This is a genomic window from Ornithinibacillus contaminans (genome assembly GCF_001038425.2).
GTDB lineage: Bacteria > Bacillota > Bacilli > Bacillales > Amphibacillaceae > Ornithinibacillus > Ornithinibacillus contaminans.
Genome location: NZ_LDPV02000053.1, coordinates 91,848 through 110,960, shown reverse-complemented (window position 1 = coordinate 110,960; position 19,113 = coordinate 91,848). Strand labels below are relative to the sequence as shown.

Annotated in this window: 22 protein-coding genes; 4 read left to right on the top strand and 18 right to left on the bottom strand. The window is 38.9% G+C overall.

The window, feature by feature from the left end:
- The first annotated feature begins 58 nt into the window (after window positions 1-58).
- A complete protein-coding gene (locus JF53_RS16345) occupies window positions 59-625 on the top strand; it encodes a glycerol-3-phosphate responsive antiterminator (protein ID WP_047982626.1) in 567 nt (188 codons plus the stop codon).
- Here JF53_RS16345 and JF53_RS16340 read toward each other — a convergent pair.
- From JF53_RS16340 to JF53_RS16320, 5 genes are all read right to left on the bottom strand, one after another.
- A complete protein-coding gene (locus JF53_RS16340; protein ID WP_047982625.1) occupies window positions 582-1,400 on the bottom strand; it encodes an HAD-IIA family hydrolase in 819 nt (272 codons plus the stop codon). The genes JF53_RS16345 and JF53_RS16340 overlap by 44 nt on opposite strands.
- 21 nt (window positions 1,401-1,421) lie before the next feature.
- Complete coding sequence (locus JF53_RS16335) at window positions 1,422-3,122, bottom strand: ABC transporter permease (protein ID WP_047982624.1); 1,701 nt, start codon at window positions 3,120-3,122, stop codon at window positions 1,422-1,424.
- A complete protein-coding gene (locus JF53_RS16330) occupies window positions 3,119-4,240 on the bottom strand; it encodes an ABC transporter ATP-binding protein (RefSeq protein WP_047982623.1) in 1,122 nt (373 codons plus the stop codon). Before JF53_RS16330 ends, JF53_RS16335 begins: the two co-directional genes overlap by 4 nt.
- Before the next feature lie 14 nt (window positions 4,241-4,254).
- Entirely contained in the window at window positions 4,255-5,283 is a 1,029-nt protein-coding gene (locus tag JF53_RS16325) for an ABC transporter substrate-binding protein (RefSeq protein WP_047982622.1), read from the bottom strand.
- Window positions 5,284-5,511: 228 nt separating this feature from the next.
- Complete coding sequence (locus tag JF53_RS16320; RefSeq protein WP_047982621.1) at window positions 5,512-6,051, bottom strand: sigma-70 family RNA polymerase sigma factor; 540 nt, start codon at window positions 6,049-6,051, stop codon at window positions 5,512-5,514.
- Between the two features lie 279 nt (window positions 6,052-6,330).
- On the opposite strand from JF53_RS16320, the gene JF53_RS16315 reads away from it, so the two are divergent.
- On the top strand, window positions 6,331-6,582 hold the full coding sequence (locus JF53_RS16315) for a helix-turn-helix domain-containing protein (protein WP_053072051.1): 252 nt from the start codon (window positions 6,331-6,333) through the stop codon (window positions 6,580-6,582).
- An 82-nt stretch (window positions 6,583-6,664) separates the two neighbouring features.
- A complete protein-coding gene (locus JF53_RS16310; protein ID WP_047982620.1) occupies window positions 6,665-7,138 on the top strand; it encodes a competence protein ComK in 474 nt (157 codons plus the stop codon).
- A 30-nt stretch (window positions 7,139-7,168) separates the two neighbouring features.
- Here the strand turns inward: JF53_RS16310 and JF53_RS16305 are convergent, their stop codons facing one another.
- From JF53_RS16305 to JF53_RS16255, 12 genes are all read right to left on the bottom strand, one after another.
- Window positions 7,169-7,693 (bottom strand): restriction endonuclease, encoded by a 525-nt coding sequence (locus JF53_RS16305; protein WP_236686967.1) that lies wholly within the window; start codon window positions 7,691-7,693, stop codon window positions 7,169-7,171.
- Window positions 7,694-7,828: 135 nt separating this feature from the next.
- A complete protein-coding gene (locus JF53_RS16300) occupies window positions 7,829-8,995 on the bottom strand; it encodes a nucleotide sugar dehydrogenase (protein ID WP_047982619.1) in 1,167 nt (388 codons plus the stop codon).
- Between the two features lie 7 nt (window positions 8,996-9,002).
- Entirely contained in the window at window positions 9,003-9,917 is a 915-nt protein-coding gene (gene galU / locus JF53_RS16295) for a UTP--glucose-1-phosphate uridylyltransferase GalU (RefSeq protein ID WP_047982618.1), read from the bottom strand.
- Between the two features lie 330 nt (window positions 9,918-10,247).
- Window positions 10,248-11,012 (bottom strand): tyrosine-protein phosphatase, encoded by a 765-nt coding sequence (locus JF53_RS16290; RefSeq protein ID WP_047982617.1) that lies wholly within the window; start codon window positions 11,010-11,012, stop codon window positions 10,248-10,250.
- Between the two features lie 68 nt (window positions 11,013-11,080).
- The gene (locus tag JF53_RS16285; protein ID WP_047982616.1) at window positions 11,081-11,515 is read right to left on the bottom strand and encodes a YkvA family protein; all 435 of its coding nucleotides are present in this window, start codon (window positions 11,513-11,515) and stop codon (window positions 11,081-11,083) included.
- A gap of 105 nt (window positions 11,516-11,620) precedes the next feature.
- Complete coding sequence (locus JF53_RS16280; RefSeq protein ID WP_053072049.1) at window positions 11,621-12,376, bottom strand: hypothetical protein; 756 nt, start codon at window positions 12,374-12,376, stop codon at window positions 11,621-11,623.
- 72 nt (window positions 12,377-12,448) lie between these two features.
- A complete protein-coding gene (locus JF53_RS16275; RefSeq protein ID WP_047982615.1) occupies window positions 12,449-12,793 on the bottom strand; it encodes a PilZ domain-containing protein in 345 nt (114 codons plus the stop codon).
- Complete coding sequence (locus JF53_RS18100; RefSeq protein ID WP_157052555.1) at window positions 12,783-12,962, bottom strand: diguanylate cyclase domain-containing protein; 180 nt, start codon at window positions 12,960-12,962, stop codon at window positions 12,783-12,785. The genes JF53_RS16275 and JF53_RS18100 overlap by 11 nt, the downstream gene beginning before the upstream one ends.
- A gap of 598 nt (window positions 12,963-13,560) precedes the next feature.
- Window positions 13,561-14,031 (bottom strand): hypothetical protein, encoded by a 471-nt coding sequence (locus JF53_RS16265; RefSeq protein WP_047982613.1) that lies wholly within the window; start codon window positions 14,029-14,031, stop codon window positions 13,561-13,563.
- Window positions 14,032-14,231: 200 nt separating this feature from the next.
- A complete protein-coding gene (locus JF53_RS17365; RefSeq protein WP_083443666.1) occupies window positions 14,232-14,366 on the bottom strand; it encodes a YvrJ family protein in 135 nt (44 codons plus the stop codon).
- Window positions 14,367-14,431: 65 nt separating this feature from the next.
- A complete protein-coding gene (locus JF53_RS16260; protein WP_047982612.1) occupies window positions 14,432-14,644 on the bottom strand; it encodes a DUF2922 domain-containing protein in 213 nt (70 codons plus the stop codon).
- Between the two features lie 36 nt (window positions 14,645-14,680).
- Window positions 14,681-14,905, bottom strand: a complete 225-nt coding sequence (locus JF53_RS16255) for a DUF1659 domain-containing protein (protein WP_047982611.1) — start codon at window positions 14,903-14,905, stop codon at window positions 14,681-14,683.
- A 262-nt stretch (window positions 14,906-15,167) separates the two neighbouring features.
- Here JF53_RS16255 and JF53_RS16250 point away from each other — a divergent pair, with 262 nt between their 5' ends.
- Entirely contained in the window at window positions 15,168-16,526 is a 1,359-nt protein-coding gene (locus JF53_RS16250) for a DUF2628 domain-containing protein (protein ID WP_047982610.1), read from the top strand.
- Window positions 16,527-16,615: 89 nt separating this feature from the next.
- Here JF53_RS16250 and JF53_RS16245 read toward each other — a convergent pair whose 3' ends face one another.
- On the bottom strand, window positions 16,616-19,096 hold the full coding sequence (locus JF53_RS16245) for a glycosyl hydrolase family 18 protein (protein ID WP_047982609.1): 2,481 nt from the start codon (window positions 19,094-19,096) through the stop codon (window positions 16,616-16,618).
- Window positions 19,097-19,113: the final 17 nt, after the last annotated feature.

Below are 19,113 nucleotides of genomic sequence, written 5' to 3'. Positions count from 1 at the left end.
CTCCACTAATTTAACTATGCTATAATCTATCTAAAATTACTATTTAAGGGGATTTCTCATGGGGAACATAGTAGATTTGGTTCAGTCACAGGTAATTGCCTCCGTAAAACATCAAGATGATATTGATATGGCAACACATTCGAATGCAAATATAGTTTTCCTATTAACTGGAGATTTAATGACAACGAAGAATTATTTAGAGCGACTTAAGAAATATAAGAAAACCACATTTGTCCATATCGATTTTATCGATGGTTTATCCAATACGAGAAGCGCCATCAAATATATTGCTGAAGAATGGAAGCCACAGGGGATAATTACAACAAAAAGCAACTTGATAAAATTTGCAAAAGAAGAGGGGTTGATGACAATTCAACGCATCTTCTTGATAGACCGAAACGCAATGAAAAAAGGAATCGAAATAGCACACTCTTGCAAGCCTGATGCAATTGAAGTTCTACCAGGAATTATGCCTACTATCATTGATAAATTAACGAAACTAACCCACCTACCAATAATAGCAGGAGGGCTAGTTAGTACGAAAACAGAAATTGATTGTGGTCTTGAAGCAGGAGCATTAGCTATTTCATCTGGGAATCCAAAGCTTTGGAATCTGGATCTTTAACTAATTCAGTTATTTCCCGAACACTATTTAAAACATATTTTGGTTGATATTCGGCATGCTCAAGCATGCCTTTTTCCGTTATGCCAGTTAGCACTAACACAGAATGTAATCCAAAATCATTTCCCATACGGATATCCGTCTCCAAACGATCACCTACCATATAACAATCCTCAGGTGATAGTTTTAGAACATCCTCGACAATGAATTTTGCGGCAAGTGGTGACGGTTTACCCATGATAAGCTCAACCTTTTCACCTGTTGCGCCTTCAATCGCACCAATCATCGCACCACAGTCAGGAATTTCACCATCTTCCACTGGACATGTTCGATCCGGATTCGTCGCAATAATAATAGCACCATTTCTCCAGGCTTGAAATGCACGATTTAGCTTATCATACGTGAATGTTCGATCCCATCCTAAGACAACATAACTAACTTCTGATTCATCCTCAGAAATCGTAATTCCATGGTGAATCAACTCCTCATATAGCGGCTGTTCACCGATGACCATCACCTTTTCCTCACGACTCAGCTTCTTCGCTAAATAACGAGCAGTTAAAAAGTTGGAGTTTACGACGTTCTCACGTTCCACTTCAATTCCCAGATTTGTTAGCTTTTCAACATAAGTAGCTATGGTCTCAATGGATTTATTCGTTAAGAACACGACTTTATCGCCGCGTTCTTTCAGCTCTTTTAACACATCTGCTGCACCGTCAATCAATTTATTATCTACATAAATCGTCCCATCTAAATCGAAAATAAACCCCTTTTGCATCCTGATTCCCCCTATACAGACCTATGATTTATTCCCACCAGAAATCCTGCTTGCAAGAGCCTGTAATACAAGGACCATAACGACAAGAATAACAGACATTGCTGCTGCAGAATAATACTCTGCCCGCAACACATTTTGGAAAATCGCCAAACTCATCGGCGCCCACTCTGCAGGTGCCATCAGAATGGAAATACTTGTTTCCTTAATAACTGTAACAAATACTAGAATGGATCCAGCTGCAATACCTGGTATCATTAGCGGTCCAATAACCGTAACAGCTGCAGTTAAAGTGGTCGCACCAAGATTGATTGCTGCTTCCTCAATATCTTGCTTAATTGCCTTCATCGTACCCACCGTCGAACGGACCATATACGGAAGTCGGCGAACACTGTACGCAATGACTAAGATAATCGCCGTACCCGTTAATTGCAGTGGCGCAGCATTAAATGTTTGGATTAATGCAATACCAAACGCAATCCCCGGCACAATTAATGGAACAGTTGTCATAAAATCAAGGGTAGTTGATTTCTGTCTGACCACGAAATACGATACAAAAGTAGCAATAACAACACTCAATACAAGGGCACCACCAGCTAAAATCAAGCTATTTTGGATATTCCCCAAAGAGGAAGTAAAGATTGTTTTGTAATGCTCTAGTGTGTAGCCCTCTGGTAATGGGTCTTTCCCCCAAGTAGTTGCGATAGATTGTAAGAACACGGTAATCATCGCCAATAGTGGAATAAGGACAACAAATCCAGAAAAAATCGCTAACGGTACCGTTAACCCCTTATTTTCACTTAGCTTAATTTTCTTCGGTTTACCAGAGAGGGTATCGTAGTTTTTCCCTTTCAATAAGTAGTTTTGTAGCCAATAAACTACACCCGCGACCGCAATCATGATTACCGTTAAGATGGCAGCACCGCCCCAGTTAAAGAACCCGGCAATTTCACGATAGGCTTGCACCACGATTAGATTTAAATCACTTGGAGCCAATATAATTGGCGTACCAAAATCAGAAAAACTTACCGCAAAGATAACAAGTGCTGTCGATAGCATTCCTGGAATGGCAAGTGGAAATGTAACCGTACAGAAGGTTAATATCCCCTTGGAACCCATATTACGAGAAGCTTCCTCTAGCGAAACGTCACTAATTTTAAACGCTGCCACCATTGGCCACAAGGCATATGGGAAGAAGAAAAAAATTTGAACAATCGCAATACCCGTCATGGAGTAAGGATCAATCAACATTCCTTCCCCGCCTAATTTCTCGTAAATATATGTTACCCATCCAGCACGCCCAAACATGATAATGAATGCATAGGCTGAAATAAAGGTTGGAACAACTAGTGGAATGGTACATAATGCACTAATTGTCTTCTTGAATGGCATCTTCGTACGAGCAATGCCATAAGCGATTGGAACACATATCACTAACACCCAAAGCGATACAATAAAGGATAGCTTCAAACTATTCAACAATCCCTCAAAATAATTCCCTGTGAAGATTGTTTTAAAGTTATCAAGGGTGGCATTTTTAAATTGATCGATCGTCGTTTGGAACTGTTCCATACTGATCAAAGAACCAAATAAATTAATCGGTTCATTCGTAAAACTTACGAGAAATACGGATAACAAAGGGATGATTAGAAACAAAAGAAAGAAAGCATAGATAACTAATCTAACTAAGCCTATCCCAGTAAAATTCCGTTTCAATCTGTTCATATCAGTAACACCCTCTCAGGTGATACACCTAACCGAATGGTCGAGCCGTTTTGTTTAATACTATTTCCGGATTCATACGTCGTATCTACCACTAGCTGATAATCCCCAACTTTCACATCGTATCGAACCGTTGATCCAAGATAAGTGGCAAACTGTATAACCCCCTCAAAGGCGTTATCAAATTCTTCTCCACCACCATTTAAAACATTCATATTTTCAGGTCGAATAATTACTTGTACATCTGTATTCGTTGTCTGAGTAACAGACTTAATTTGTTGATCACCAATTTGAACAACCGTCATACCAGCTTCACTGGTTACGACCTTACCTGGAATGATATTAGATGTACCAACAAAGTCCGCAATGAATGGCGTTTTCGGATTACTGTATAAATCTGTTGGTGTTCCAATCTGCAGAATTTCGCCATCCTTCATAACCGCAATACGATCGGCCATGCTCATCGCTTCTTCTTGGTCGTGTGTTACAAAGATAGTCGTGATTTTTAAATCCTGCTGAATGCGTCTAATCGTATTACGCATTGTATGGCGAAGTTTAAGATCTAAATTGGATAATGGTTCATCCATTAATAAAACTTCGGGTTCCATTACTAGCGCTCTCGCTAAAGCAACACGTTGTTGCTGCCCACCAGACAGCTCACTTGTTAACTTCTTCGCATGCTGTGTTAGCTCCACATACTCTAAAATATCCATTACCTTCTTTTCAATCTCTTTCGGATATTTCACTAGTTTACTATTTAGCATTCTAGTATAAACACCTAGTTTTTTGAATGGATTGGCTTTTCGTAGCTCTTTAATATTTAAGCTGTAGGCTACGTTATCAAACACATTCATATGCGGGAAGAGTGCATAGCTTTGGAACACCATGCCGCAGTTTCGCTCGTTTGGTGCTAATTTCGCTACATCCCGATCTCCAATTTTAATTGTTCCACTTGTAGGACTTTCAAAACCAGCTATACATCGCATTGTCGTTGTTTTACCACAACCAGATGGACCTAGGAGGGCAAAGAATTCGCCCTCTTTAATGTCCAAATCAATGTTTTGAAGTACAGTTACATCTGAAAAGTCCTTCCTTAGTTGTTCTACTACAACTGCCCCCATGCTATCAACTTCCTTTAATTTATATTATTTTGCCACTCACTACGGATACGATCAAAGTTCTCATTTACCCAATCAATATCTAAATCAACTGCATTTTCTTTCAGTGTATCTAAGTTCAATGGTGTCTTAGATTCAACTTCAGGATTGATTGGAATATGGTACCAGTTAGCTAGAATTTGCTGCGCATCTTCACTTAGCATGAATTCCATAAACTTCTTACCGCCTTCTGGATTTGGCCCACCCTCTACTAGAGAAGCAGGGTTTACTAGAATAGGTGTTTTATCTGGAACAACAAAGTCTACTGTTTCCCCTTTTGCTTGATGCTCATACGCCATAAAATCAAACCCAACAGCAATATGTGCCTCTCCCATTGCTACGCCCTTAGTAGGAGCAGAGCCTGAGTCAGGAATAGAATTCGCTTGTTCAGCAAGTGCTTTGAAATATTCCCAACCTTCTTCTTCCCCATGCTGCATCATATAGCTAAGTACCATTAGTGTCGCTGTACCAGAAGCCGCCGGGTTCGAGAATTGGATTTTACCCTTCCATTTTGGATCAAGTAAATCTTCCCAAGTTTTTGGTGCCTCTTCTTCTGAAACTAATTCCGTATTATAAGCAAAACCTAGTACAAATATTTCTGTACCTACATAGTAGCCATCCTGGTGCTTCATTTTGACTCCGTTCTCAACTACTTCCCAGTCTTCAGCGCTTTCCGGGATAAATGGAGCAATAATACCTTTATCTACTGCTGTTTCAAACGGAAGAATACCGCCACCACCATACCAAACATCAGCTTGTGGATTTCCTTTTTCCGCCATCATTTGATTCACTAAAACGTTAGTCCCAGCATATTGAACATTGACGGTTTGGTCGTACAATTCCTCATACTTTTGTGCCAGTTCTTTAGTTAAATCAGGAGTCTCAGGTGAATATAGTGTAATTGCTTCACTATCGCCCCCATCACCGTTTCCTGAGGATTCCCCTGCACATGCCGCTAGAAAACCTACTAATAATAGTACTGATAATAATGATAAAATTCTTTTCATGAGTGATCCCCCTTTGATTTTACGAATAGCTCCTAAAGCATACAAAAAAGAGAATGAAAAACACACCCTCGCCAAGGAAAGGGTTTTCATTTCATTCTCTTCTCTTATATTCTCTGAGAGATATTCAACTACCATCAGTTTAGCAAACGTTTTCATGTTTGTAAATAGGGAATTTTTTAATAATTTATTCTATAACAATCCCTTACTGAAAGGAAAGAGATACACTGATTATATCTCTTTCCCTTTACTCTGCCGCATCTTCCGCCTAACCTCCCTCCCCCAACTCTTCACCGCATCCTCTGAAACACCTTCCCGCAACGCTATCTCACAAGTAGACAATCCCAACACACGGCCTTCCACCCATTTCATTTGATTACTTGATAGCAACGATTGTAGCTCCTCCCAGACTCCTTCATCAGCTAACACAATCCCTTCTATCGTTTCTATTGGCATACCCGTCTTCACATTCCGATTGCCTGAATCAATTTGGGTCATTTCCTCCTGTATTACTTTCACTTGATTCTCCTTATCCCGATTAACCTTCCGAAGCATATCAATTAAACGATTACGGATGACGTAATTGAAGTAAGTCGACATTGGTCCTTTGTCTGGCTGGTAATTCTTATACGCATTCCACATCGCATACATGCCCTCCACGTAATACTCCTGGTGTGGATCCTGAAGTCCTAGTTTATGAATATGATAATGAATCCTTTTCTCGTTTTGTTTAAAAATTTCCTCAAAGGTAAAATTCCGCTTGGGTTCCATAGCTCTCCTCCTAGTTCAGTATAGGTTCTATTTCGATTTCATGAACCCACCTTAAACCAAATCCGCTCCCCTTTCAGAAACACAACTTAATAGATTCCACGCCAAAATACGATTTCTAGCTGAAAAAATAGAAGAACCTCAGAAGAAACATGACGTTTCTCTCGAGGTTCTTTCAATTAAGTAGAAAATATTATTTTATTTTTTTGCGTGAAAGTGTCCTACAGGACGTGGAGCGTTCAGCCAAGCACCAAGATAATAGGTGAAAAAGGAAGATCTCTATTGGATGAACAGGAAATATTTTCACAATTAATCGGTAAAGCCATTCGAGAAAATAGAATAGAACTCCAGAAAACACTTGAAAACATCGCCTCAGACATTCAAATGGACGATAAGCATATTGGTAGAATTGAAAGAGGAGAAAAATCCCCACAACTCTTTACGTTCTACAAATTAAGTCGTGAATTAGGCTTCAGCTCAGATGAACTTTTCAATGAGATTGCAAGAATTCTAGATTCCAAACAGAGAGAATAACCCGATTATTCTCTCGGATTACCAATTCCATCCCCCCGCGATTTCCTTTTCAAAAACCATATCCCCTAAAGGAGTGCTCCACATGCAAAATATATTACCGCAGTACCAAATCCACGAGAAAACCATGGCATTAATTCCTGCAAAACATATCGATTACGCCACTATTGCTATTGAACAAGATCAGAAACTATTTATTAACCAAAACCCCAAGCAAATCATGAAACAAAATTGCCTCGATCACCTGGCTTCCTTTGAAGGAAGAAGGGATGCCGTCACCCATCAAATTGGCTATAAACGAAAAGTCCCAATTGCCATTAACCCAAGTAGAAACCTCTTTACCTTCCCAACGCATTCTCCTGATAATCACAACTGCCATTGGATATTTTATCATCATATTCTCAAAATCAGTGCTTCGACTAAATCGCCTAACCATTCCATTATTACTTTTACGAGCGGAGAGCAATTGCAAGTAAGGATTTCTTTTTATGTATTGGAGAAGCAGATTCATCGGACGGCGATGTGTGTGTTTCGGTTTGGGAAGGTGGTTGGAGTTTGATTAGGAATATCACGCTAATCAACACAATAACTATGCACCTTTATTTTCTACTAGCATCCAGTTCATTAACTGGCTTCTGTCGATCAATCTAACCTGATTAGAACTAGCTAACTTTTTAGCTTGTTCTGTAAAAAATCTGTTTGTAATTACCCAGCATTCATCTGCTTTATAATGGTTTTTTGCTGATGCAATTTCTTGCACAGCTTTCACACCAACGTTTTTCTTATAGCGCTTTGCTTGTACGATAATTCTCTTACCTTTTGTTGCTAAAACAAGATCCGCACCAAAATCACCACTCGCTGGTGTTAATTGTGCAGAATAACCTTTCGCTTTTAGCAAAGCATGAAGAAATTCTTCAAACTTTCTTCCTGACATTTTATCAACTTCTAAAATTCCTGATTTTCTTAGTCTCTGTTCTTTTACAATATTTACTACTAATGCAAGTAATAACGACACTACAAAGAACACAAGAAAACCAATCGTTAATAATGGTTCTGATGAAATAATTGACCAAAATAAATCGAATCCCATTTCAAGACCATCGAAAAAACTCAAAGCATCTTCTCCCCAAAATAGCATAATTAGATACAAAAAATACAATCTTATTATATCAAACAATTAATTACTATTTATTACAAAATAAAAAAGCCACCAAGCGTCCTACCTTTGCTTCGTGACCTAAGCTATTGCTCAATCCCTATTAAACAAATCCCTGGTGTACACCTTTTCCGCTACATCTCGCAATTCATCCGATTTTCGATTCGCCACAATCACATCGGATACTCGCTTAAACTCTTCAATATTATGTATTACTCTAGAATCAAAGAAGGATGTTTCATGAAGTGCTGGTTCATATATCACAAGTTCAACACCCTTAGATTTTATTCGTTTCATTACACCTTGGATTGCCGACTCTCTGAAGTTATCCGAATCCACCTTCATCGTTAGTCGATAGATCCCCACAGTAGTTGGATTGCATCGAATAACCATTTCCGCAATATGATCTTTTCTCGTTTGATTGGCATCAACGATAGCAGTCATTATATTATTCGGAACATCCTCATAATTGGCTAATAACTGTTTCGTATCTTTAGGTAAACAGTAACCGCCATAACCGAAAGAAGGATTATTATAGTGATTTCCAATTCGAGGATCGAATCCAATACCATCAATAATTTGCTTACTATCCAGACCTCTAACCTCAGCATATGAATCTAGCTCATTAAAAAATGCAATTCTCATAGCAAGATACGTATTGGCAAATAGTTTAATAGCCTCTGCTTCGGTAGAATTAGTGAATAAAACTGGGATATCGTCTTTAATTGCTCCCGCTACCAAAAGTTCTGCAAAAACCTGAGCTCTATCAGACTGCTCACCAACAATAATACGTGATGGGTACAAGTTATCATATAAAGCTTTTCCTTCCCGCAAAAACTCCGGAGAGAAAATAATATTGTCAGTTTTAAATATTTCTTTTACCTTTTCTGTATATCCAACAGGAACGGTTGATTTGATTACCATTATAGCATTCGGATTAGTAGATATTACAGTAGCGATTACTGATTCGACTGATTCCGTATTAAAATAGTTCTTCTCAGAATCATAATTTGTTGGTGTAGAGATAACGACATAATCCGCATCTTTATAAGCTTTATAATTATCAGTTGTTGCAATTAAGTTGAGTCGTTTATTAGCTAGGAATTCTTCTATTTCATTATCCAAAATTGGAGATTTTCTATTGTTAAGCATATCTACTTTTTCTTGAACAATATCGAGAGCAATAACTTCATGTTGTTGGCTTAATAATATAGCATTAGATAAGCCTACATATCCTGTACCAGCAATTGTTATCTTCATCCCTATATCACTCCATTTTTTGATAATTATAGCCTAATGATTTATCCGCCAATTTCACTTCTTCAATTTTTCTCACTAAATAGTTCAGTAGTTCCTCTCGAATGAGTTGATCTTCTAGAGCAAAATCTATAGTAGTTTTTACAAATCCTAACCTTTCCCCTACATCATATCTTCTCCCACTGAAATCAAATGCATAGACACTTTGAACCTGATTCATTCTTTGAATAGCATCCGTTAACTGAATCTCGCCATCTGCCCCGGTATCTTGACTAGCAATAAAATCAAAAATTTCTGGGTTAAATACATATCGTCCCATAATTGCTAAATTAGAGGGTGCAGTTCCTAGCTTTGGTTTTTCAACGAAATTATTTACTTGATACAGTTTTCCTTCCTTTAGGCCAGGATCTACAATTCCATAGCGTTGCGTGTCGTAATCTTCAACCATTTGGACACCAACTATAGAGCTTTGTGTCACATCAAATTGCTCAATTAATTGTTTAAGAGCAGGTTGATCGCTCCGTACAATATCATCTCCTAACAAAACTGCAAAAGGCTCATTACCAATAAACTTTCTCGCACACCAAACTGCATGACCTAGTCCTTTAGGCTCTTTCTGACGTATATAATGAATCTCTACTTCTGAAGGCTGCCTTACCTTCTCAAGTAATCCCAACTTACCTCTCTTAATTAGCGTCTCTTCTAGTTCAAAATTCCGATCAAAATGGTCTTCAATCGCACGTTTGCCTTTACCAGTAACGATAATAATATCTTCTATTCCGGATGCAATGGCTTCTTCTACAATATATTGAATAGTTGGCTTTTCTAGTATGGGTAGCATTTCCTTTGGCATTGCCTTTGTAGCTGGTAAGAACCTTGTCCCTAGTCCTGCACTTGGAATAATCGCCTTTTTAACTGTTTTCAAGCTTATCCCCCCATATTTATAAAATTCCACGAACAAACAATTTCCTAAAAAAGGAAATTATCGTGTCTATTTTTCTATACTTACATGAAACATAACACACTACCCTAAATATTCTGTTATCTAATTGTAAAAGATATGTATAGTTTACATTTCTCTGTTACCTGATACTTATACGAATTCTTCAGCTATATCACGCAATAAAAAAAATCATGGAGAATCGCCATGATTTTAGATCTTTAATACTGATTTAATTTTCATTCCTATTACTTTTCACATGGCTCATTAGGATATAACTTAAAATTTATCATGCTTATACCAGTTACCCTTTACCTAAAACAACCCCAACCGCTTCCGCTTCCTAACCATCTCCGGCTCATCACGTTGAATTGAATCCCCATTAATAAGCAGCTGTGCATTCTCCATAAACTTATAAAAAACACCCGTACCATGCTCACTTCGAACGGCCTTATATGCATCTTGTAGCAAGAACTTTCTAGTCGTTGTATTGTGTGCATCGGACGCAATAAAATGGGTTAGATTCGATTCAATTAACTTATGAGATAATTTCTGGACGGCTTTCCCAAAACTTCCCACAATACTTCCAGCAGTTATCTGGGTAAGCGCACCCCTTTGTACCAGATTAAATAGAATGGACGGATGCTCGGCTATTTGACTATTCCGTTCAGGGTGTACAATGATTGGCGTGTATCCCGCAATTTGAATATCAAATAGCATTTGTTCCGAATAGCTAGGAACCTCTCCAGAGGGAAACTCAACAAACACATACTTAGTATTATTTAAGGCTACCATGACACCAGTTTGCAATTCTTCGATCATATTAGCATGTAATCTCGTCTCTTGACCTAAAAGCACCGTAAGTGGAATATTTTCCTCTTGAAGACTTACATTCAAATTCACTATGTATTGTTCAATTTCTTTCTTCGTATTTATATACCAGCCATTCTGATGATGTGGCGTGGCAATAATGGTGTGGATTCCTTGCTTGACTGCAGCTTGAGCCATGACAAGACTTTCCACCATTGTCTTAGGACCATCATCAATTCCAGGCAGGATATGGCAATGTATATCAATCAACTCATCCACCCCTTATTTAACTATATTTAATTATAAAAATTAGCATGCTAATTAATTTTAACTAATACCTATTCTTCCTCACTTACCTTCCACTCCCGAAACTTCTCCAACTCATCTCCCAATTGCTTAAACGTAAACGCAATCACAGCAGCATCATCAAACAAGCCCAGCCCAACGATGAATTCTGGAATCAAATCGATTGGGGAAACAAAATATATAATCGTCGCGATAACCATAATAATCGAACGTTTCGAGATATCACGGTATTCCTTTTTACGCCAAGCATTCACAAGCTCGAAGAATAGTTGGATTTTATCCCATGCTTCCCCTAATGCATGTTTATTCGCATCTGCCTTGGTAGCAGCTTCCTCTACTAATTCAGTCGTTTTCTCTTCATTCTCAAAGTAATCCTGTGCCTTTTCCTCGAATAACTTTGAGCCTTCTGCGTAATCCGCTTCCTTTTTACTAAATTTACGAAAACTAAACTTTTTCTTCTCGGCCATGTGCCACACTCCCCATTTCGTCATAACTTTATTTTAACCATAGAATGAGAAAAAGGACAGCCCCTCGCCCTTTCGGAATTGGTACTGTCCTTCGTCACTCACGCCTTACTTCGCTTCAAAATTAACTTCATTCAAGCCACTAATCTCAATACGCTGACCATCCTCTAAGGTGACAGTAATTTTCTTCACGCCTAGTTCACCAGACGCATCAAGAATTTCATTCGTCGCAGGCAGATCCATCTCATTATAAATGAAGAAGTTACCCATTCCACTTGGTGCGGTTACATCGTATCTACCCGCTTCAATATCCAGGCCAACCTCCCAGCTTCCGGCTGATAGGGTAGTGGAAGCTTTCGTCTCAGCTGGGGTGAATTTCACAGCATCCAATCCCGAGATTTCGATTTCTTGCCCGTCTACAATGTTAGTCGTCACACTGGTCACGCCAAGTTCACCTGACGAATCCAAAATTTCATTCACCTTTGGTAGTCCATTTTCATCATAGATGAAAAAGTTACCCATTCCGTCTCCCGTAATCACATAACGACCAGCCGGAATATCGGTGCCAACTGTGAATCTACCAGCATTAAGCGTAGTCTCTTCGGCCGAGGCATTATCACGCGTGTTCTCCTCAGTAGCTGGTTCTTCCTCTTCTGCGGCATTTTCATCAGTACCCTCGTCAGTCGCTTCATCGCCAGCATCTTCATCATTAGTGCCTTCGTCCTGTGTTTCCTCAGTTCCCGTATCAGTCTCCTCCGGGTCTTCCTCATCCTGATTAAATATTGCATACGCTACGATAATTAATACAATTAACCAAAACCACCATTTCTTATAAAACGGCTTTTTGTTTTCTTCATTAGCCATTCATAGATCCCTCCTTAGTGGTTTTAGTATGAACCATTTGAATTCGGGTTATGAATGACACTTAAAATTTACTTAATGATTTCTAGCGTACACTTTGATTTCCTCAATAATCTCGCGTTGCAGCTCTTCATCAATATTATGACTTAATCCATAGGTATACGTTGTCATCAGTTGTTTCGTCCAAACAATGTTACTCGTAAAGTAATAATTTTTATCGTTTAGCTTAAAGGAAATGGTGATTTCCTCTCCAGCAATTTCATCTTCCGTAGTCAATCTCGCTCCGTCAGGACTCAACTCGATAATCTTGCCTTTTATCTTCTTAGCTTCTTCTTTTTCATCGGTTGCAGCAAGTTGAATTTCGACTGCTAGTGGTTCCTGAAACTCATATCGAAATGCCTCTTCTCGTTTAAACCTCATGTTGTTCACCTTCCATTTCCTTTAACAATTCTATATTTGAGGAGCCAACCACGTAAAAATACGTATCTCTCCCCTTTTCCTTCGCTTGATATAAACTCGTATCTGCCGCTTTGAAGACCGCATCATAATCCCCACCGTTTTTCGGATAAAAAGAGATTCCATGATACATTTGATGTATTCATTTGTTAAATATGTAGCACTATCTTTGGAAAGCACCTCTTCAAACGTTTTACCGTATAGTGTGGTGTCATAACGAAGCACCTTTAAGGCAGCCTCATTTGCATAGGTGTAAACACATGTACCATTTCGAATTTCTACAATAAAAATTAATCTATCTATGGCCTGTAATCCATGTAGTAAAACTTTCGGATCAAAGCTCGTATTTCGTTTTAATTGTGATAAAGGATTTAACTGATTCCATTTCCCTCGTAAATCTTTAAAGCCCATCATAATGTCTCCTTTCTATAGCACTAGAATATAGTACTACAGATAATAGCTAATAGATATATTAATTTTGGCTTTTTTTATGGAAATTACTATAGCCCGTACTTCTTATTCTAGCGGGATTGAGATAAGAATGAATTCCTATTTTTTTATCGAGGAAGGCACCTAGTGGTTTTATAGGCAAAACAAAAAGAAGTAACACGTTGACGTGCCCCGAAAAAGGTAGTTTTTAAGCACTCCTTTTAGGGTTGCACGACAATGTGTCACTTCTTTCTATGAGCTAACGTTGGTTTTGCTAACATGCTGTATCGTATTCCTCCACATTACTTTTTCTTACGGGAATATCCCGATTCAGAAACCTTAAGAGTGGATTTTGGCGGTGTTAATTTGTTCTTTAGCTGCAAGAGCCAGAATCGAAACCTCGAATCAATATTCCTCCGAAGCTCAGCAATTTCAATATAAATCGATCGTATTTCCATCGGTGATAGTTTGTTTTTCTTTTGGAGCCGTTTCATTAGATGTTCGATTGTATCCGTATGCAGCTCTTTTGCTTTGTCCGATAGTTTCTCGTTAGTGTTGATATACTGACTAAGATGGTCCAGTATTTGCGTCGCGAACTTGATTGTATCAGATCGCTGCATTAATTCGCTTATATAGGATTCCCGTTCTAAGTCTTGTAGCTTTCCTAATTGCTTGGCCGTCTCGATTACCTCTGCCCGGTAATGATCAGCATTTCCCTTAAACCAATTATTCGGCCGATATTTGCCATGCTTCTGCCCCTGATTGCGTCCCATGATTAACCCCCAACTATCGCTCATACACGAATAGATATGCAAGCTATATTTAGTAGTGATTTCATCCCTATTACTAGTATACTACAAAATTTCCGATAATTGGTTATATTTTCCTAATTTGTTGTTAGAAACTTTTGACATTATTCGACATAATTCGGGTGGGCCAGGCGCCTAGTGGTCCAGGCACCACCTCTGATCTTTTATTTCATTCTTTCTGGCAGGGCGTGGATCGACTCGATTAGGGTGTTGAGCTTGCCTTCGATTCGGTGCAATAGATAGAACGTTACCGCAATAGGAAAGCCAACCTCTGTCAGGAGCGATGTCCAGTTTTCCAACTCATTCACCTCCGTTTAGCAAAATTGGCCAGCAACGAATTGCTGGCCAGATTTATCACACGTAATTAAATTTCAATATCTTCCACAATACGCTCAACAACACGAGCGCTTTTCTTCGCTACTAAGTTTCCACCGCTAGTAGTGAATGCATTTTGGGAAAGAATCTCATCCATTGCCGCATCAACTGCAGTTGGATCGACTGGTTCAATCGGGTTATCTAATGTATAGGTAACCACTTTTCCATCTTCATTCTCAAATTTCAATTCAAGCTTTTTCACGCGCTAACCTCCCCTCTATTATCATGTCATAACGCATTACGCCTCAATAATGTCAGAGCTATCTTTACGCTCTACATTGTATAACGGGCGCTCTTGTAGACCTGCAAACGCATTTGCAATGGTATACAATTGATCCGCAGTTGCGTCAGTCTTTACATTGTTAAAGCTTTTAAACTTGTAAATCGGCTCTCCTGATTCCGGGTCATCCCCGTCATGAAGAACTAGACGCAGCTGAGAGTTAGTCATATTTGCTACTGCCATACTTGCCACCTCCTTTCACCTCTATAATCGAACGGGAGAGGCAAAAGGTGGCATGTAAATTTAATTTTTTTCGAAGATGCTACTTTGGGAACGTTTTGTTCGAATTATACTATAGAAGAAAAGCGTCCTATTCCATACCAAATTTATCCTAGGCGCCCAAATTTTTGATGCAAATAGTAGCGGTATTCTTGTATAATTAATTATCTGAGCAAAAATAAGATTCAGAGAAAAATAGAACAGCACGAGAATGGGGGAAACAACTTTGTTTTGTACAAACTGCGGTGCAAAGCTACCAAAAGACGCAAGGTTTTGTAGTTCATGCGGCAAAGCAATCGTATCAATTAGTGGTGAGGAACAAGTAGAGACAGAGAGAAATAGTACTACAGAGACCGGCCAACCAATTACACAGATAGCGCATCAGCTTCTAGACGAGGACCGTCCAGCTGGAACAGAACAACAAGTAATCGAGGAAGAGGAGGAACTACTTCGACTATTTATTGGTCCTTCTAAAGAAGATTATTATATGACCAAATGGAAGAAGAGAAATTCCTGGAACTGGGCAGCATTTTTCTTCAGTATCTATTGGATGACTTACCGAAAAATGTATGGCTATACATTCGTCTTATTAGGATTTTTTATCGCGTTTTATACTTTGACCACGCTTTTCGATGTTGAAATCAGTGTGTCAGCTGGCATTTCCGTCGCATACATAGTTGTATTCGGTTTATGTAGCAACAAGCTCTATGAACAATTTGCCAAAAAGAAAATAAAACAGATTAAGGGTACATATCCACCTACAGAAAACATCGCAGCAATCGTCGTTCAAAAAGGTGGAACAAGCTTAAAATCAGTCTTTGCCGTTATGGCAATCTATGTTGTTATTTCTATCGTAACAGTATACATTCCAACTCTATCCATGCTAAAGGATGAGCCAGTAATAGCAAATGAACAACCTGCTGACAATGAGAATGAATCAGCAGCTACTATTAATGAAGAACAAATCAAAATCGATGTTACCAATGTTATCCATGCGAACATCGATGCGCTGCGGAATGAAGACGCATCAGCCTACATGGATACGATTTATTATGACGAAGTTTCTCCAGACCTTTATTTTCAAACGGAGGAAGTCACGCATCAGTTATTTGGCGATTATGACATAGCATACACCATTGATGGTATTGAGTTTGTAACCATTAGGGCGGATGAGGTGACAGTAAGAATCCAACAGACATCTGTAAAGGTATCAGGAATGGCCTACTCTGATAATACCGCTATCGCACTAAATACATTCAAAAAGCAAGAAGGCATGTGGAAGTTTTATCGGACAGAAGTAGAAGATATTCAATACAGTAATGAAGGAAATGCTTCTTCCTATGATGACCAAGTGAGTTATAATGCCGAAGCATATGCCATTTATGAACAAAACTGCATGGACTGCCACGGAATTGAGTTGGCTGGAGGATATGCTGCACCAAGCCTCGATACTATCGGAGCCAAGTACACGCCACCCAATTTACAGGATATTATCCAATATGGTAGTGGATTAATGCCTGCACAATCGCAATTGACTGAGGGAGAATTGACGATTTTGGTGGAGTGGTTGTCGGGGATGGAGTAAATAATTTTATCAAAACTTAAGGGAATCCTTTATATGAGGATTCCCTTAAAGCTTAAGTAGTGCTTGTCAAACAACTTAATGACCAGAGTCTATTTTACAACAGCGTCTAATTTTGATTGTGTCTGTGGACCAGCAATTCCGTCAACTAACAGTTTGTATTTCTTTTGAAAAGCAATAACAGCTGCCTTTGTTGCTGCATCATAACTTCCATTGATCGACTTCTTATAAACACCATTCTTTTTAAGCTTCGTCTGCAATTCCTTTACAGCTGTCCCTTTTAAGCCATACTTTAAAACCGTATATTTTTTTGCAGGTGTGGTAGTCGCTGGCTTTGTCTTCACTTGCGATGCTACTACCCAACCGGTTGTACTTCCAGATTGCACCTTTAGCCATTTCACTTTCGATTTATCTGTGTATTCTTGGATAACTTTTACTGAATCGGTGGTCTTTAATGTCTTTACTATTTTATTTTTGGAAGAAGCTGCACTTCTCATATAGGTTTTTGATACTTTTGGGACCATATATTTTCCAATAAGTGTGGAAACAGTTGTCGCTGGCTTTGTCTTCACTTGCGATGCTACCACCCAACCGGTTGTACTTCCAGATTGCACCTTTAGCCATTTCACTTTGGATTTATCTGTGTATTCTTGGATAACTTTTAATGAATCCGTAGTCTTTAGCGTTTTTACTATCTTATTTTTAGTAGAAGCTGCACTCCTCATATATGACTTTGTTACTATTGGCACCATATACTTACCAACAAGAGTTGAGGCTGTTGTTGCTGGCTTTGTCTTGACTTGTGATGCAAGTACCCACCCTGTTGTACTTCCGGTTTGAACTTTTAACCAACTTACCTTTGACTTATCTGTATATTCCTGGATAACCTTTAATGAATCCGAAGTTTTTAATGTCTTCACGATTTTATTTTTAGAAGATGCCGCACTTCTCATATACGTATTCGTAGCTTTGGGAACCATATATTTCCCAACAAGACTTACTTTAGTGGATGGTGCAGTAGTTTTTGGTGGTTGAACTGGTGTGGCCGGTGCTGTTATTGCCCCAGGAGTACTTGCAATTGGATTAGATATAATAATCTGATCTGCTCCTGGCTGTGTTTTTGGAATAAGCGAAAGAACCTGCCCAACAAAAATCACATCTGTAGTAAGCTGGTTGTATTCTTTTAATTGATTGACTGTTAACTTAAACTGGGTTGCGATTTTCCATAGTGAATCACCTGATTTAACTGTATAACTATGCGTTTCGGAAGGTTGGACTGTTCCAATCTGTTCTTTTGGCTGCTCAGGTACAGATGGTTGCACCGCAATGCCATCATGAGCGACCCAAGAACGATAATTCTGCCAAATGGCTGTATTCTCTTGTCCCAAGCTCCAGCTACCCGTTCCTTTTAAATCATATTTATGAAGTAATTGCAATTTCGCTTGAAGGGATTCATTATTTTCATACCAAATATGATACGTGCCTGGAGTGAGTAAATTACCAGCAATTGTAGTTGGTGGATCCCCTTCGTTAACAGTTATTGTTGCCATTGGCGATTTGGAGGCTTCATCAAAAGTGACTTTACCGCCGTACTTCGCTAATAATTCATCAACACGTTTATTGGATATCCCCACTCCTCCCGAAGTAGCTCCTTCCTTCCAAAATCGACCATAGAATGGAATGCCTAGTACAACTTTTTCGGATGGGACTCCTTGGTTAAGCGCATACTGAATTGAACGTTCCACCCAGCCATAGCTAGCTACTGGCCCCTCTGGACCACCAGTGTAGCTTTCATCATAAGCCATTATCATTAAATAATCGCTATACTTCGCTAATTCCTCATAATCATAAGAACCATGCCAGCCCTTTGTCCATCCATTTGGATTGGCAGCAACTGCGACGGATACTTCTTTATTATCAGGTAGCTTCTCCTGGATTAATCTTACAAGATCTGTGTAATTATCCCTGTCAATTTCAGTGACATTTTCTATATCAATTTGGACGCCATCCAGATTGTTCTTCATAATAAATTCAGCAATTTGTTGTGCTAACTTTTCTCTATTTTGTAATGCGGCTCGTCCAATAGTACGATCCCAGTGATTGCTTAGAAACGGTACTACCTTAATCCCTCGTTTATGCATTTCCGATACAAACGCTGGATCATACTGTTTTGTAACAAGTAACGAGCCATCTGGATTAATATCAAAATAGCTTGGTGCCACATGGTTAAGATTCCCCTGTGTTTGGTCAATTTGTGAAATGTAGGATTGTGTATTGCCGAAATAAAGGTAAGACATATTGAAATCAATTTCATGTGCTTCTGCTTTGTTAATGGGAAAACTAGCTAGCACTACACTCCCTGCCATAATCACAACTGTAGCTACCTTTATTCTCGGTAGGTTTTTCTTAACTACTTCTCTAGCTGCATCTTTTAGGTTTTGCTTCCCCAATTTAGATGCTAAGAATTCTGTACTAAATTCTGTGTCGTATTTACTTGTAGGTAATTTCAATTGAAGGATTACTTGACCATCTTTAACTTCTACAATTTCAAGATTTCTGAAGTCGAATGTCATTTGAACACCACCTTATT

Bases quoted from the DNA above. Each gene is read 5' to 3' on its own strand.
- JF53_RS16300 (WP_047982619.1), bottom strand. From the start codon at position 8,995: ATGAAGATAACAATTGCTGGTACAGGATATGTAGGCTTATCTAATGCT.
- JF53_RS16335 (WP_047982624.1), bottom strand. From the start codon at position 3,122: ATGAACAGATTGAAACGGAATTTTACTGGGATAGGCTTAGTTAGATTA.
- JF53_RS16285 (WP_047982616.1), bottom strand. From the start codon at position 11,515: ATGGCCGAGAAGAAAAAGTTTAGTTTTCGTAAATTTAGTAAAAAGGAA.
- JF53_RS16245 (WP_047982609.1), bottom strand. From the start codon at position 19,096: ATGACATTCGACTTCAGAAATCTTGAAATTGTAGAAGTTAAAGATGGT.
- JF53_RS16320 (WP_047982621.1), bottom strand. From the start codon at position 6,051: ATGGAACCCAAGCGGAATTTTACCTTTGAGGAAATTTTTAAACAAAAC.
- JF53_RS16280 (WP_053072049.1), bottom strand. From the start codon at position 12,376: ATGGCTAATGAAGAAAACAAAAAGCCGTTTTATAAGAAATGGTGGTTT.
- JF53_RS16325 (WP_047982622.1), bottom strand. From the start codon at position 5,283: ATGAAAAGAATTTTATCATTATTATCAGTACTATTATTAGTAGGTTTT.
- JF53_RS18100 (WP_157052555.1), bottom strand. From the start codon at position 12,962: ATGTATCATGGAATCTCTTTTTATCCGAAAAACGGTGGGGATTATGAT.
- JF53_RS16340 (WP_047982625.1), bottom strand. From the start codon at position 1,400: ATGCAAAAGGGGTTTATTTTCGATTTAGATGGGACGATTTATGTAGAT.
- JF53_RS16265 (WP_047982613.1), bottom strand. From the start codon at position 14,031: ATGGGACGCAATCAGGGGCAGAAGCATGGCAAATATCGGCCGAATAAT.
- JF53_RS16345 (WP_047982626.1), top strand. From the start codon at position 59: ATGGGGAACATAGTAGATTTGGTTCAGTCACAGGTAATTGCCTCCGTA.
- JF53_RS16330 (WP_047982623.1), bottom strand. From the start codon at position 4,240: ATGGGGGCAGTTGTAGTAGAACAACTAAGGAAGGACTTTTCAGATGTA.
- JF53_RS16255 (WP_047982611.1), bottom strand. From the start codon at position 14,905: ATGGCAGTAGCAAATATGACTAACTCTCAGCTGCGTCTAGTTCTTCAT.
- JF53_RS16310 (WP_047982620.1), top strand. From the start codon at position 6,665: ATGCAAAATATATTACCGCAGTACCAAATCCACGAGAAAACCATGGCA.
- JF53_RS16275 (WP_047982615.1), bottom strand. From the start codon at position 12,793: ATGAGGTTTAAACGAGAAGAGGCATTTCGATATGAGTTTCAGGAACCA.